Below are 15105 nucleotides of genomic sequence, written 5' to 3'. Positions count from 1 at the left end.
AAAATTAATAAACTCACATATAATAGTTTTATCTATGATAAAAAATACTAAATATTAAAAAGAAGAATTACCAGTGAAATCAACTAAAAGTAAAATATTAGCTATTATTGCAGTTGTGGCAATCGTTTGTGCCGGAGTTATTTTCTTTCCAAAAATAAATATTCCGGATAGTGCTGCGCAGGATAAATCCACAAAAGTTGCAACTAGTACTAAAAAAGTAGAAGAAAAAAAAGACACCACTAAAAAGTCAACTGATCCGAATGCTAAATATCGTCCCTATGCGGATCCAAAAGATTTAGCTAAGGAAGGCAGTTGGAAGGTAAAGAGTGAAAAAAAGGCTCATCCCAACTTGAAAAAAGTTAAAGATTTATGGATTCGAGTTTCTTTAAAGGGAAATAGAACTTACATAATGAGCGGTAATAAGCCAGTTTATACCATGCTATCGACTGGTGGAATATATAAAAATGGTAAGTCAGCTACACCAACGGGTACTTATTATGTTCAACCGGAACGGGGAGCAGAATTCTTTAATCAAGAATTAAATGAAGGTGCACGTTATTATGTTAGTTGGAAAGATCATGGGATTTATTTGTTCCATTCGGTGCCAACTAAAGCTAATAAAAAAATCAATGTTAAAGAAGCAAATAAGCTAGGTAAAACTCAGGGTTCACATGGATGTGTACGTTTAAGTTTACCTGATGCAAAGTGGCTTTGTTATAATCTTCCAATTGGAACTAAAGTTGTAATAAAAGATGAGTAATTTTTAGTTTGGCTAAACTGACCAGACCTGTTATAATCGTTATGCAACAAAGTCAAAAGTAGTAATAAAATAATTCTTTTCAGCGAACTTGTGATGGTGAAAGACAGGTAGTATTTTTTATGAAGGCGTGTTTGACTTAATAATCTAAAGTTAATCAATTAAAGCGGATACTATATTTGTATCAATTAGAGTGGTACCGCGGGTAAGTCCCGTCTCTTTCTAGCATTGACTAGGAAGAGACTTTTTTATTTCCGAAAATGAGGTGCAGACATGGATTTTAAACAAAAAGTAGTTGACTTGGTAGGTGAACAAGTTGATCTACCTAAAGAAAAAGTAGCAATGTTAATCGAACGTCCAAAGAATGCTAAAATGGGTGATTATGCTTTTCCAGCATTTGCTTTAGCAAAAATTGAACATAAAAATCCAGCAATTATTGCTCAAGAAATTGCTGAAAAGATTAGTGATGATAGCTTTTCTAGTATTCAAGCTGTAGGTCCTTATGTGAACTTTGCTATTAATCATGAAAAATTAGTTAAAGCAACTCTAAGCGATGTATTGACTGAAAAAGAACATTATGGTGATCAAGAATTAGGACATGGTAATGTGCCAATTGATATGTCAAGTCCTAATATTGCTAAGCCTATGTCCATGGGACACTTACGTTCAACTGTAATTGGTAATTCAATTGCTAAAACAATGAAAAAAGTTGGCTATACTCCAATTAAGATTAATTATTTAGGTGACTATGGTACTCAATTTGGTAAGTTAATTGCTGCTTATAAACATTGGGGTAGTGAAGAAGAAGTTAAAAATGATCCAATTATGAATCTCTTCCATTACTACGTCCGTTTCCATAAAGAAGCTGAAGAAAATCCGGAACTTGAAGAAGAGGGCCGCGGTTGGTTTAAGAAACTTGAAGAAGGAGACCCTGAAGCAACTAAGCTTTGGAAATGGTTCCGTGAAGTTTCATTAGCGGACTTTAACCGTATTTATAAAGAATTAGGTGTTGAATTTGATTCTTACAATGGGGAGGCTTTCTTCAATGATAAGATGCAACCTGTTATTGATGAATTAAAAGATAAGAATCTTTTACATGAATCCCAAGGTGCCCAAGTTGTTGATATGGGTGAAGATGAAAATCCAGCTATCATTGTTAAGTCTGACGGTACTTCAATTTATTTAACTCGTGATTTAGCTGCTGCTGAATGGAGAATGAAGGAATACGATTTCGTTAAAATGCTCTATGTAGTTGGTAACGAACAAGCCCAACACTTTGTTGAACTTAAGACTGTGCTTAATAAGATGGGATACGATTGGTCAGATGAAATTCACCATGTTCCGTTTGGTTTAATTACCCAAGGTGGTAAAAAACTTTCTACTAGAAAAGGGAATGTTGTTTTCCTTGATCAAGTATTGAAAGATGCAGTAAACCTTGCTCAACAACAAATTGAGGAAAAGAACCCAACTCTTGAAAATAAAGACCAAGTAGCTCATGATGTTGGTGTTGGAGCGGTTATCTTCCATGACTTAAAGAATGATCGTTTAGATAACTTTGACTTTGACTTACAAGAAGTTGTACGTTTTGAAGGTGATACCGGTCCTTACGTTCAATATACTAATGCTCGTGCTCAAAGTATCTTGCGTAAGGCTGGTAAAGAAATTTCGATGGATAATTTGGCTCTTGATGACGATTGGGCATTTGCCGTGGCTAAAGATTTAGCTGATTTTCCAGAAATTGTTGCTAAAGCTTCTGAAAAATTTGAACCATCTGTAATTGCTAAGTATGCTTTGAATTTGAGTAAGAAATTTAACAAGTATTATGCAAATGTACGTATTTTAGAGGATAACGATCAACTAAATGCACGTTTGGCTTTAGTACAAGCTACTTCAATTGTTTTGACTGAAGCTTTACGCTTATTAGGTGTTAACGCTCCAAAAGAAATGTAATAGAAAATAAAATTTTCTAAGCAGAAGTATGTTAACTTTTGAACAATTGAGTTACAATATGAATGTGTTAAAAATTTAGGAGGTATTTTTTAATGGCTTATTTTGACAATGGTAACCAAATCTTTAAAGATGCTCGTAAGAACCACTACGCTGTAGGTGCTTACAACACTAATAACTTGGAATGGACTCGTGCTATTTTAAGAGGTGCTGAAGAAACTAGAACTCCATTATTGATTCAAGTTTCTACTGGTGCTGCTAAGTACATGGGTGGTTACAAGTTCGTTAAGGACATGGTTGCTGACCAAGTTGACGCTATGGGTATCTCAGTTCCTGTTATCTTGAACTTAGACCACGGTGACTACGATTCAGCAATTGAATGTATTAAGCTTGGTTACTCATCAGTTATGTTTGATGGTCACGCACTTCCAGTTGAAGAAAACTTAGCTAAGACTAAGGAAATCATCAAGCTTGCTCACGAACGTGGTATTTCAGTTGAAGCTGAAATTGGTAAGATTGGTGAAAACCAAGGTGGTGGTGAATTAGCATCTGTTGAAGATGCTAAGGCATTCGTTGCTGCTGGTGTTGACAAGCTTGCTTGTGGTATCGGTAACATCCACGGTGTATACCCAGCTGACTGGAAGGGTCTTAACTTTGATCGTTTGAAGGAAATTGCTGAAGCTGTTCCTGATACTCCACTTGTTCTTCACGGTGGTTCAGGTATTCCTGAAGACCAAATTAAGAAGGCTATCCAACTTGGTATTGCTAAGATCAACATCAACACTGAATTCCAACTTGCATTCCAAGAAGCTACTCGTAAGTACATTGAAGAAGGTAAGGACGAAGATAAGGCTAACAAGGGTTACGATCCTCGTAAGTTGTTATTACCTGGTACTGAAGCAATCACTGCCAAGATGAAGGAAATGATTGCTTGGATGGGTACTGAAACTATTGATAATGAACTTAAGGATGCTTCATTCGATCGTTCATCATTAAACGAAGAATAATCTAAGCTTATTAAAAAATAAGTATTAAAAAAGACTCTAGGTTTTCCTAGAGTCTTTTTATTATGATGACTTTTAGTTATTTAAATACTCTTCAAGAACTTGTAATACTCCATTTTCATTATTAGTAGGAGCTTCATATTTAGCGATTTGTTTAAGCTCATCTTCTCCATTTTTCATTGCATAACTGTAGCCAGCAAGATTAAGCATTTCTAGATCATTCATTCCATCTCCAAAGGCAATTAGTTCATCTGGAGATATTTTAAAGTATTTTAGGAAATATTCTAAGCTACTTGCTTTGTTGACTCCCTCAGGAATAATATCGGTACAGTTAAAACCACTTGAAGTTGCATGAATTTTTTCAGTAGAGTTACTATTATAATTTTTTTCAATAATAGCAGGCTTAGTAGGATCCCAAATAGTTAATTTATCAAATTTTTCATCTTGGGGAATATCATCGATTTGACTAACATTAATAGCATCTGGATAGTAGAATTTCATAAAGTTTCTAAATTCAGGAGAAGCATTGTCAAAAATATAACTATTATTTAAACCACAGGCAATAATATTAGCGTGGGGATAGTTTTTTTGAATAAATTTCAATAGGTCTATGCTAGTTTTATGTGAAAAAGTAATGGTACGAATTATTTGGTTATCTTTGACCAAAATACCACCATTATCACAAATTAAATCGATCTCATCTAAAAATTCATTAAAATCTTTTTTTAGACGATCTAATGGACGTCCACTCGCAACAATAAAATGAATACCATTTTTATGTAGTTGAGTTAATACTTTTCTAAATCGTTTATGGTCATAAGTATTTTTTGAATTGACGAAAGTGCCGTCCATATCTACGGCAACTGCTTTAAACGGAATATTTTTCATATGTAATCCCTTTCATAAAATCAACTAAACCAATTATACTCTTAATTGAATTGTTTGTCTGGTAAATGAAAAAGGGGAAAGAAACGACATTTGATATGCTGTAAGATGAAGTTGTTCACCATTAAAATTTGGATTATATAGAGGATCACCAAGAATAGGAGATCCAATACTTGCTAAATGAACGCGAATTTGATGGGTGCGTCCGGTTTCTAAGGTCAATTTAACTAGGGCGGTTTTAGAATTTCGTTTTAAAAGTTGATAATGAGTAATGGATTTCAAACCAGTAGAACAAATCATTCGTTTTCTTTGATCGTTAGGATCTTGGCCTATAGGAGCAGATATTGTGCCACTCGCATGTAGATTTTCGGGATTGTTTACCGTTGCAAAGTAATTACGATGAAAAGTTTTAGTAGTTAATTGGCGATTTAAAATTGGTACTACCGCAGGATTTTTCGCTACTAAAAGTAACCCACTTGTAAGCATATCAAGGCGATGAACAATATAAGGACTAGTACCTAGATAAGTAGCGCAATCGTTAAGCGCTGTATCTTTTTCATTTAGATTAGGGTGAGTTTTTTGTCCGGCAGGTTTATTGATTACTAGAACATTATCGTCTTCATAAACAATATTGGGCAAATGACCACTAGGTTGATAAGTTTGTTGTAGGCTTTCTACGTGGGTAAGATTTATTTGAATTTTGTCCCCAGAATTAACTAAGAAGTTGAGTGGTAGATATTTTCCATTAATTAAAATTTGCTTTTCGCTACGTAAATAGTGTCGCCATTTACGAGGAATAAGCAATTGACGCATTACCTGGTCTACAGAAATAGGAGAGTTATTGTCTGGATATATTAATTCAAAACTATATTTAGTCATATTTACCTTTCTTATCTGAAACTTAAAATATTAAGAAGCTTATTTAGGTAGGGATGTGATAAAATTACTATCATGATGTTTATTTAGAAGGAAGTTTAACGAATGCATCCCCAAAATCAAGATTTTAGGCGGCGAGTAATTGCTGCTATTAAACACTTTAATCATCGTTTTCAAATTTGGCGCTGGTTAATTTTGGCTATTTTGAGTGTGTTTTTATTTGTTTGTACTTATTATACCGTGAAGGTAAAAACTTCAAATATCGGTAATTTAAAAGCGTCGCTAGCAACTACTACAGTAATCTATGATAACAAAGGTAAAAAGGCTGGAACGCTTTATTCTCAAAAAGGAAGTTTTGTAGAATTAAATAAAATTTCTCCCTATGTTCAAAATGCGGTTATTTCAACTGAAGACCGGACTTTCTATAAAAATCCTGGCTTTAGTATTAAAGGAATGGCACGAGCCGCTGTACTGGGAATTGTTCATCGTGGAATTGTCGGCGGTGGATCAACTCTAACTCAACAACTTGCCAAGAATGCTTTGCTCACACAACAACAAACTTTTTCTAGAAAATTAGAAGAACTATTTTTTGCCATTGAAATTAACCATGTTTATTCTAAAAAAGATATCTTAACTATGTATCTGAACAATGCCTATTTTGGTAATGGGGTTTGGGGCGTCCAAGATGCTTCCAAACGTTATTTTGGTAAAAATGCTTCAGATCTTAGTTTAGGAGAAGCTGCTACTCTAGCAGGTATGCTAAAAAATCCGAGTGCTTATAATCCGGCTGATCATCTTAAAAATGCTACAGCAAGAAGAAATGTAGTGTTAGGATTAATGGTTGAGAATAAAAAAATAACCCAATCACAGGCTAATGCAGCTAAAGCAACGCAATTAGTGGTTACTAACACTTATACGGCGACAGATGGCTATCGCTACCCATATTTCTTTGATGCTGTTGTTAACGAAGCAATTAATCGTTATGGCATTAAAGAAGAAGATGTGATGAACAAGGGGTTAAAGATTTACACTACCCTGGATCAAAATTATCAAACTGCTATGCAAAATAGTTTTAATGAAGATTGGAATTTCCCAGCTGATAGTTCAGATGGTACTAAAACTCAAGGGGCGAGTGTAGCGATGGATCCCAAAACAGGAGCTGTAACAGCGATAGTTGGTGGACGTGGTGAGCATGTCTTTAGAGGATATAATCGTGCTACACAGATGAAACGCCAACCAGGTTCTACTATGAAACCTTTAGCTGTGTATGCACCGGCTTTGCAAAATGGCTATACTTATGATTCTGAACTTTCTAATAAGTTACAAAAATTCGGTAAAAATAACTATGAGCCCCATAATGTTGATAACCAATATTCAAATAAAATTCGAATGTATACAGCCTTGGCCGAGAGTAAAAATGTTCCAGCTGTTTGGCTTTTAGATAAAATAGGGGTTAACAAAGGGGTTGAGTCCGTAGAAAATTTTGGTATCAAAGTTCCGAAAAGTGATCGCAATTTAGCTTTAGCTTTGGGTGGACTATCAAGTGGTGTTTCACCACTTCAAATGGCCCGTGCGTACTCAGCTTTTGCTAATGATGGTAATTTACCAAATCAATCTTATTTTATTACTAAAATTACCGATGCTAGTGGCAAGGTAATTGCTGAAAATAAAAATACTGGCAATCATAGGATTATTTCTTCTAACACAGCTAAGGAAATGACTTCAATGTTGTTAGGTGTCTTTACTAATGGTACAGCTACAAGTGCGCAACCATCAGGTTATAGCGTTGCTGGTAAAACAGGTTCAACTGAAGTACCGGATAGCTACGGCTTTGGTACTAAGGATCAATGGATTGTTGGGTATACACCTGATATTGTAGTCGCTACCTGGGTAGGATTCGACAAGACTGATAGTCAGCACTTTATGCCTGGTATTTCTGAAACAGGAATTACGCATTTATATAAGTCGGAAATGGAAGGTATTTTACCATATACATCGAAAACTCAATTTACCGTTAAAAGTGCACAGCAAATTTCAAGTGAAACCGGTGCTAACTCTAGTTGGCTAGATAATGTTGAAGAAAATGTTCAAAAAGGGTTCAGCAATGCCGGTAGTAAGATTAATGAATGGTATAATAGTATTAAAGGTCTTTTTGGACAATAATTTAATTTTTAAGGAGAATATTTATGGTAAATATTTATGACACTGCTAACCAATTAGCTGATGACTTAAAGCAAACTGATCAATTTAAGGCTCTTGAAAAGTCAATTGCAGACTTGAAACAAGATCCAGCAAGCTTAAAGCTTTACCATCGCATGGATGAATTACAAAAGAAGATTATGACTGCTCAACAAAGTGGCCAACCTCTTGCTCCAGAATTCCAAAAGGAATACCAAGAAATTAATAAAGAAGTCGAAGCTAACGATCATTTGAAAGATATGATTACTAAGGAACAAGCTGTTTTCCAAATGATCAATGAAGTACAACAAGCATTTACCAAACCACTTGGTGAATTATATGAAAGTTTAAGATCAGAAGATAAGTAACTATGAAATTTATTCATCTTTCTGATGCGCATTTAGATAGTCCTTTTTTAGGGCTATCTTTTTTGCCATCTAATCAATTTAATCAAATAAAACAAACAACTGAAGTTTCTTTTAAGCGTAGTGTTGATTTTGCAATTACTGATAATGTAGATCTATTTTTAATTGCTGGAGACACCTTTGATTCAATTCATCCTAGTCCAAAAAGCCAAGTCTTTTTAGCTGAACAAATTCGGCGGTTGGTTGATCATAAAATTCAAGTAGTAATGATTTTAGGAAATCACGATTATCTAAATCCTGAAGATATGATTTTAGTAGATAGTCCTTACTTTAAACTTTTAGGAAAAGACCAAAAAGTTGAATCAGCTAGTTTTAAGACTAAGGATAATTTTGAATATGTAATTCATGGCTTTTCTTACCGCGAAAACCATATTGAGGAAGATATGATATCAGAATTTCCTGTTAAGGTTCCTGGTAAGTATAACATTGGCTTAATGCATGCTAATGAAAAAATGCCATCTGGTAATAATGTTTACGCGCCGTTTTCGTTGAATGAATTAAAGAGTCTTAATTATGATTACTTTGCTCTTGGTCATATTCATCACCGTCAAGTGGTGAGTGAGCAACCTTTAGTTGCTTATAGTGGTAATCTTCAAGGTAGGCATATTAATGAACAAGGCCCTAAAGGAGTTAGTTTGATAGAGGTTGATGAAAATACCAAGCAAAGTAAAATTACCTTTATTGAAACAGCTCCTGTTCAGTGGCAGGCAGTAACTTTTAGTTTGAAGAAACGCTTATCGTTAGGTGAATTATTAGAAAAAATTGCTGAAAAGTTAAATTCTAACAATGATAGCCGGCAACTTTTTGGTATTAATGTTTTAGGTAGTAATTTTTTAACTGAAAAAGAAATTGATTTTTTACAAGAACCAGAAGCATTGGGGGAAATTTCGCGTAAATTAAAGCACCAATCGCTTTTAGTGAGAATAAAATTATATACTAATCAAAAATTATCGTTAAATGACAGTGATCAGATAGCTTTTGAAAAAGCAAAAGATAAAGTTTTAACTCGAGAAAAAATTTTATCTTTAGGCCAGAGTCTTGCTAAAAAAGATGATTGGATTGCAGAAATGATGCAAGATTCTAGTTTTATTGAAGATGTAAAGAATTTAACGCAGGTTAAAGTGGGACAAAAATTGAAGGATTTTGATAATGAAACTAACGAAGATTGAGATAGTTCATTTTGGGAAGTTAAGTAATGTTAGCTTTGATTTAAAGAATAATCTTGATGTTTTTCAAGGTGCTAATGAAGCGGGTAAAAGTACGGTTGTTGCCTTTATTAAGCAGGTAATATTTGGCTTTTATTTAAAAAATACTAAAACTGCACCATTTTTTGAAGACTACAGTCCATTAGCTCGGGTAAGTCCAGTAGGTGGTAGTCTAACTTTTGAAGATGGAGAAGATAAGTACATTTTGACACGTTTATATGTTAAAGGTGACCCAAAAAAAGGCGTGTTAGCTGTTACTTTAAATGGTGAGTCCATTTCAGGAGAAGTATTTTTTAAAAAGATTCAAAATATTAGTCCTCAATTTTATACGGACAGCTTTATTTTTAATCAAGATACTTTACGGACAGTTACAGGTTTGAGTCAAGCAGAACTAATGGAACGTATTTACTTTTTAGGGGCTGCAGAAAGTAATAAATTAATCGACGTGCGTGATGATTTTGAAAAACAAGCTGGAGACCTTTTTAAAAAAACTGGACGTAAACCAGAAATTAATGCCTTGTTGACAAAAATTAAAGCTCAAAATGAAAAAGTTAGTGCCACTAGTCAAGAATTTGCTCAGTATCGGAGTTTGGAGTTGGAGTTAAATAAACTAACTGAGCAAAAAAATAATGCCCAAGCTGAACTAAAGCAAGTTGAAAAGCAAGTTCAACAATTGAATGACTTGAAACGGCAGCTACTTAACTATAATGAATATCAAAAATTAAAGTCACAAGTTAAGCCTGTCAGTTTTTCTCAAAAAGACTTTGATAAGGCACAAAGCTTAGAAATTGAAATTAAAAGTTTAAATACCTCCCTTCAGAAATTAGAAGATCAGGCTAAGAAAATTTCTCAAGGATTAAGTGATCCTTCGAATAACCTACAAGATTTGGTTGATCAAAAAGCTCAAATTTTACAATGGGAGTCTGAATTAAAGCAAACAAAGCAAAAAATTGAAAGTCTTAAAAATGAATTGNACCAATTACAAACTTATCAGCCTAATGCTTTTAAATTGCTGAAGATGTCTGATAAGCAGCGACAAGAATTAAAAACAGATTATCAAAATGTACAAGAACAAGTAAAAAAGCACTCTTCTAATCAAGGTACGTATGTAAAAATTATTGGGATAGCCTTGATTGTAATTGGCTTGATTTTGTGCTTTATTGTAAATCCTATTTGTGTGTTGCTTAGTGCTATTGGAGCATTTTTAATTTGGAGGAGTGCGCATAATTCTAATTCAGAAACAAACCAGGCTGAAGTTTTTGAGAAAAAATATCAGATTAATCCTAATGACTTTGACTATAATACGACTATCAACCAAATGTTGCAGCTGCAAAGTAAAGAGCAGACTTTAGACAATGATCAAAAAAATGGATTGGAATTGAAAAGTAATTTACAAGGGTTTATTGAACAGTTGAAAGCAGTAGGTTATTCACTTTCTAATTTTGAGGAAATAATTCCAACTCTTAATCAAATTCAAAATAAAATTAATGAGGCTAGTCAAAATCAACGTCATTTGCAAGATCTTAGTCTCCAAGAAAAAGATATCCGGAATGAAATTAATACTTGCCAAAATGAATTAAATCAAATTTATGCTAAAAGTAAGATTACGTCATTAGCGGAATTCAAAAAAGTATCTCTGCAGGCTCATGAGCAAGAAAAGTTAAATTTACACTTGCAAGCCTTACAAAAGAGTATGAAGGATGATTTAAGTCAATTAGAAAAAATAGCTCCTGATGAGTCAGATTTCACCAAAAAATTAAACCAAGCAAATTCTGAATTAACTCATCTTCAAGAAAATTTCAATAATTTGCAAGAGCAAGTGGCTCAAGTTAAGGCCGAGATGTCTCAGTTAGCAGATTCAACTGCTATTTTTGATGAAAAACAAACTTTATCTAATTTAAAATCACAATTACGGGAGAAGAGTATACAATATCTTGCCGACTTGACCGCCGCTAAATGGATTGCTATAAGTCTTGATTTAGCTTCAAATGGTCGTTTTCCGAAGATGCTTAAGAGTGCCAAGGAATACTTTAAATTACTTACTGGCGGTCGATACGTCGATTTAGAAATTGGTAAAAAAATCAAAGTAGTTTCTAACAAAGGGAAAAAATATGATGTACAATATCTTTCTCGTGGAACTAGTGAGCAACTATATTTTGCTTTAAAATTGGCCTTTGTTGAGCAAATTTCTGATAAAATTGATTTACCAATTTTAATTGATGATGCGTTTGTTAACTTTGACAATCAACGTACAGGATATATTGTGCAATTATTAGAAAAATTAAGTCAAAAATCACAGGTTTTGATTTTTACTCAAAAATTGGAATTGGCTAAGCTATTAAAACTTGAACCTTTAAAATTAACTAGGGAAGAAGCATAGAGATGATAAATAAAAAACTACTTGATTATAATGATGGTGAAGAGATGGATATTGTGGTAATGCTAAAAGAATCACAATTGCGTCCAAGTAAGAATGGTAAACAATATTTGATGCTTAATTTTTCTGATAGTAGTGGCGTAATTCGAGGAAACTATTGGAATGCTAGTCAGAGGGATGCAGAATTATTTAGTCCCGGAACCTTAGTGGAGTTAAATGGTAAGCGGGAAGAGTATCAAGATCATCCCCAAATTAGAATATATAGTATGCGCGTTGTAGGGCCTGAAGAAGGTTATGATATGAGTGAATATGTCACTACTGCACCTGTGCCCCTGATGGAATTAAGACAAGAAATTATGGGTAAAGTGGCTCAAATTTCTAATCCAAATTGGAAAAAGATTATTGAATACTTACTAAAAAAGTTTGATAAACAATTTTTCTCATTTCCTGCAGGTAAATCAAATCACCATGCAGTAAGAAATGGCTTAGCATTTCATACCGCTACAATGTTAAAAGATGCGGAAGGGATTGCTAATAACTATCCGCAGGTTAATCGTGAGCTTCTTTATGCAGGTTGTATTTTACATGATATGGGAAAAGTTTATGAAATGACTGGTCCAGTCGCGACTAAGTATACTGTGGAAGGTAATTTGATTGGGCATTTAGTTTTAATTGATGAAGAAATTATCTTGGCAGCTAATGAATTAAATTTAGATGCTCATAGTGAGGATATTTTACTTTTACGTCATATGGTTATTTCTCATCATGGCTTACCAGAATATGGTGCTGCTCGACGACCAGCTATCCTTGAAGCAGAATTACTTCATAAAATTGATGATTTAGATGCAACTGTTTATGCGATTACAAATGCATTGCAACACACTGAACCAGGTAATTTTACTGATATGATTAGGTCACAAGATGATCGTCGTTTTTATCGTCCAAAGCATGATTCCTCTCTCACTAATGCCAAAAATCTTGAATGAAAATTTGTGAAAAAAAGCCCCAACATTGATAGTTGGAGCTTTTTTTCGTCTAAAAATTATTAGTTAGAACTAGATGATGAAGAGCTTGAGGAAGTTGATACGTATGATGACAATACGTTCTTCAAGTCATCGTCCTTAATTGAAACATCTGCACGCTTCAATACAGTAGCAATAACACTCTTCATAGTATTTTGATCTTGAGCCATTTCGTTGTAAATTTGGTTATCAATTTCTTTCTTGTGTTCCTTGAAAGTACCCTTAGCTGGGTGTTTAATCATCTTAATGATGTGGTAACCGTATTGAGTTTTAACTGGAGTAGTAGTGTATTCACCAGTCTTCAACTTGAAGGCTGCTTTCTTGAATGTTGAATCTAAACTAGTATCAGTTGAATCAAATGCTGGTAACTTACCGGCATTGTTCTTAGTAGCAGTATCAGTTGAATATTTCTTAGCTAATGACTTGAAGCTCTTACCAGCCTTTAATTCTTGGATAACTTTTTCAGCAGTACTCTTCTTAGAAACTAAGATTTGTTGTACTTCAACTTTAGGTTGGTAACTCTTCCAAGCTTTCTTTTCTTGAGCTGAGGTAATCTTCTTAATGTGCTTTAAGGCAGCTTCAGTTAAAAGATTAGTCTTCAAGTTTTTCTTAAAGCTAGAAGTAGTTAAACCATTTTGTTCAAGAATTGAGCTAAATGATGAACCGTATTGCTTCTTGTACTTGTTGTATTCTTTAGTAACTTCTTTATCAGAAACATATTTACCATATTGGTTCTCTAAAGCATCATAAATAATCATGTTAGCCAAAGTAGATTGACCAGCTTGAGATTTCTTCATTTCATCGTAATATTGTTGTTGAGTAATTTTACCACCCTTGTAGCTAACAACGGTCTTACCATTGCTTGAGCACGCAGTGGCACTAAGAGCGATACTTGCTAATGCTAATACAGCAGCAGCTTTTTTCCATACATTCTTTTTCATAAGAATAAATCTACCATCCTTTGCTTAAATACAGCTTCAAATATAACATAAAAACTCCTAATGCCCAAAGAAAGCACCAAGAGTTTTTTAATTTTTAAGAGTTACTTTAAATTTTCTGCTTCAGAACTCATTTTATTTACGGTATTTTTAATAGTCTTAAGATTAGGTTGAATAGAATATTGGAATTCTTTTACTGACCGTTGAAGACTCTTGATATCACGTTTCACTAAAGGGATTTCTTTATCTTTAATTAAAGAAATATCACTTTTAGCTCTTTGCGTACTAGTAGTGATATCTTTCACGTCTACTCCTGTAGCATCTACAAAATTTTTTACTTCTCTTTTGATAGGTTGACCAGTTTTTTGGTCAGTCATAAATGATGCGATTGTTCCAAGAACTGTACCTAATCCAAGTCCAGTTGCGAAAGATTTTATTTTAATCATAAATTAGTCCTTATCAGCATTATCGATGATAAAGTCATTTTGAGCAGCTAAATCAGATTCTTCCTTATCTTCATCTGCTAAATGCTTGTATTGGTCAACTTTATTTTTAAAATCAGTTACTTTGTCGGTAACTTTATCTTCAACTTCGTCTTTTGTAATTTCAGCAGTATCTTTTAAATCTTGAACACGATCTGCTAAATCATTTAATTCATCATTTTTGTGAGCAACACTCTTAACTGCAGTGACTAAGTCAGCAGCTTTATCTTTGATAGAACTTTGACTTAGTTGAACTTCATCAGTATTTTCAGGATTAGAGTTCTCTAAATCAGCTTTACGTTCTGCTTGAAGGGAAGAGTAAGTAGCTCTAACATCATCGCAAGAATCGCTTAAATTGTTTGCAGCATCTTGGATATCTTCTTTGATAGTTTTATCAGTTAATGGATTTTTAGCAAAAGCTGCTACACCACCAACGATAGCTCCAGAAAGAAATCCGAGTAAAAATTTATTCATAATATTACCTCCAATTTTTTATATTTAATAAAAAATAATTTTCCTAATTACATCTTCTATTATAAGCTATTGGAGGTTATTTTTGATAGCATCAGCTACTGCTTGGTAGTCTTTTTCTGAATATTTGCTAGAATTATCAACATGTGGAACTACCATATCATCGTCTTGACCATATCGAGGAATCAGGTGGATATGAGAGTGCATTACAGCTTGACCGGCAATTTCACCATTGTTAACTGCCAAATTCATCCCTTTAATTGTAGGGTCTGAGTCTTTGATAGCATTGGCGACAACTGGAATGTATTGTAAATATTTTGCGGCGTCTTCTTGGTTGTAATCAAAGATGTTTTCTAAGTGTTTTTTGGGAATTAAAAGAGTGTGGCCCTTAGTTACTTGAGAAATATCTAAAAAGGCCTTAACATCATCATTTTCGAAAACAGTGTAGGATGGAATTTCACCACGGATAATTTTACAAAATAAACAGTCTTTTTCTAATTCTGCCATAGAAAAACCTCTTTCTACATATAGTTAATAT

The 15105-nt window shown here is 33.8% G+C and carries 14 protein-coding genes; 8 read left to right on the top strand and 6 right to left on the bottom strand.

Translation table 11 applies throughout. The features are described 5' to 3' along the window. Positions 1-73 precede the first annotated feature (73 nt). From HDR40_RS00670 to HDR40_RS00660, 3 genes are all read left to right on the top strand, one after another. The gene (locus HDR40_RS00670) at positions 74-760 is read left to right on the top strand and encodes a L,D-transpeptidase (protein WP_290625293.1); all 687 of its coding nucleotides are present in this window, start codon (positions 74-76) and stop codon (positions 758-760) included. Positions 761-1030: 270 nt separating this feature from the next. Beyond that, on the top strand, positions 1031-2707 hold the full coding sequence (gene argS, locus HDR40_RS00665) for an arginine--tRNA ligase (protein WP_290625291.1): 1677 nt from the start codon (positions 1031-1033) through the stop codon (positions 2705-2707). A 92-nt stretch (positions 2708-2799) separates the two neighbouring features. Further along, positions 2800-3711, top strand: coding sequence for a ketose-bisphosphate aldolase (locus tag HDR40_RS00660; RefSeq protein WP_290625289.1), 912 nt, complete (start codon positions 2800-2802; stop codon positions 3709-3711). A 72-nt stretch (positions 3712-3783) separates the two neighbouring features. Here the strand turns inward: HDR40_RS00660 and HDR40_RS00655 are convergent, their stop codons facing one another. After that, positions 3784-4596: a Cof-type HAD-IIB family hydrolase gene (locus tag HDR40_RS00655; RefSeq protein WP_290625287.1), complete on the bottom strand. Its 813-nt coding sequence runs from the start codon at positions 4594-4596 to the stop codon at positions 3784-3786. A gap of 33 nt (positions 4597-4629) precedes the next feature. Next, positions 4630-5472, bottom strand: a complete 843-nt coding sequence (locus tag HDR40_RS00650) for an RluA family pseudouridine synthase (RefSeq protein ID WP_290625285.1) — start codon at positions 5470-5472, stop codon at positions 4630-4632. Positions 5473-5574: 102 nt separating this feature from the next. Here HDR40_RS00650 and HDR40_RS00645 point away from each other — a divergent pair, with 102 nt between their 5' ends. From HDR40_RS00645 to HDR40_RS00625, 5 genes are all read left to right on the top strand, one after another. Next, a complete protein-coding gene (locus tag HDR40_RS00645; RefSeq protein WP_290625283.1) occupies positions 5575-7632 on the top strand; it encodes a PBP1A family penicillin-binding protein in 2058 nt (685 codons plus the stop codon). 23 nt (positions 7633-7655) lie between these two features. Then, the gene (locus HDR40_RS00640) at positions 7656-8015 is read left to right on the top strand and encodes a YlbF family regulator (RefSeq protein WP_290625281.1); all 360 of its coding nucleotides are present in this window, start codon (positions 7656-7658) and stop codon (positions 8013-8015) included. A gap of 2 nt (positions 8016-8017) precedes the next feature. Then, the gene (locus HDR40_RS00635) at positions 8018-9241 is read left to right on the top strand and encodes a DNA repair exonuclease (protein ID WP_290625279.1); all 1224 of its coding nucleotides are present in this window, start codon (positions 8018-8020) and stop codon (positions 9239-9241) included. Next, positions 9222-11657 carry an AAA family ATPase gene (locus HDR40_RS00630; RefSeq protein ID WP_290625277.1) on the top strand — a complete coding sequence of 812 codons (2436 nt, stop codon included), beginning with the start codon at positions 9222-9224 and terminating at the stop codon, positions 11655-11657. Before HDR40_RS00635 ends, HDR40_RS00630 begins: the two co-directional genes overlap by 20 nt. Before the next feature lie 5 nt (positions 11658-11662). Next, on the top strand, positions 11663-12640 hold the full coding sequence (locus tag HDR40_RS00625) for an HD domain-containing protein (RefSeq protein WP_290625306.1): 978 nt from the start codon (positions 11663-11665) through the stop codon (positions 12638-12640). Between the two features lie 59 nt (positions 12641-12699). Here HDR40_RS00625 and HDR40_RS00620 read toward each other — a convergent pair whose 3' ends face one another. From HDR40_RS00620 to HDR40_RS00605, 4 genes are all read right to left on the bottom strand, one after another. After that, the gene (locus tag HDR40_RS00620; RefSeq protein WP_290625275.1) at positions 12700-13617 is read right to left on the bottom strand and encodes a peptidylprolyl isomerase PrsA; all 918 of its coding nucleotides are present in this window, start codon (positions 13615-13617) and stop codon (positions 12700-12702) included. A gap of 101 nt (positions 13618-13718) precedes the next feature. Beyond that, entirely contained in the window at positions 13719-14060 is a 342-nt protein-coding gene (locus tag HDR40_RS00615; protein WP_290625273.1) for a hypothetical protein, read from the bottom strand. 3 nt (positions 14061-14063) lie between these two features. Next, positions 14064-14570, bottom strand: coding sequence for a hypothetical protein (locus HDR40_RS00610; protein WP_290625270.1), 507 nt, complete (start codon positions 14568-14570; stop codon positions 14064-14066). Positions 14571-14636: 66 nt separating this feature from the next. Next, positions 14637-15074 carry an HIT family protein gene (locus tag HDR40_RS00605; RefSeq protein WP_290625268.1) on the bottom strand — a complete coding sequence of 146 codons (438 nt, stop codon included), beginning with the start codon at positions 15072-15074 and terminating at the stop codon, positions 14637-14639. Between the last annotated feature and the right edge of the window lie 31 nt (positions 15075-15105).

The sequence above is a fragment of the Lactobacillus sp. genome, from assembly GCF_014803895.1.
Note: the sequence above shows the minus strand (reverse complement) of the source record. Positions and strands in the feature narration are given on the sequence as shown.

Bases quoted from the DNA above. Each gene is read 5' to 3' on its own strand.
- HDR40_RS00660 (WP_290625289.1), top strand. From the start codon at position 2,800: ATGGCTTATTTTGACAATGGTAACCAAATCTTTAAAGATGCTCGTAAG.
- argS (WP_290625291.1), top strand. From the start codon at position 1,031: ATGGATTTTAAACAAAAAGTAGTTGACTTGGTAGGTGAACAAGTTGAT.
- HDR40_RS00610 (WP_290625270.1), bottom strand. From the start codon at position 14,570: ATGAATAAATTTTTACTCGGATTTCTTTCTGGAGCTATCGTTGGTGGT.
- HDR40_RS00640 (WP_290625281.1), top strand. From the start codon at position 7,656: ATGGTAAATATTTATGACACTGCTAACCAATTAGCTGATGACTTAAAG.
- HDR40_RS00605 (WP_290625268.1), bottom strand. From the start codon at position 15,074: ATGGCAGAATTAGAAAAAGACTGTTTATTTTGTAAAATTATCCGTGGT.
- HDR40_RS00620 (WP_290625275.1), bottom strand. From the start codon at position 13,617: ATGAAAAAGAATGTATGGAAAAAAGCTGCTGCTGTATTAGCATTAGCA.
- HDR40_RS00655 (WP_290625287.1), bottom strand. From the start codon at position 4,596: ATGAAAAATATTCCGTTTAAAGCAGTTGCCGTAGATATGGACGGCACT.
- HDR40_RS00635 (WP_290625279.1), top strand. From the start codon at position 8,018: ATGAAATTTATTCATCTTTCTGATGCGCATTTAGATAGTCCTTTTTTA.
- HDR40_RS00650 (WP_290625285.1), bottom strand. From the start codon at position 5,472: ATGACTAAATATAGTTTTGAATTAATATATCCAGACAATAACTCTCCT.
- HDR40_RS00615 (WP_290625273.1), bottom strand. From the start codon at position 14,060: ATGATTAAAATAAAATCTTTCGCAACTGGACTTGGATTAGGTACAGTT.
- HDR40_RS00645 (WP_290625283.1), top strand. From the start codon at position 5,575: ATGCATCCCCAAAATCAAGATTTTAGGCGGCGAGTAATTGCTGCTATT.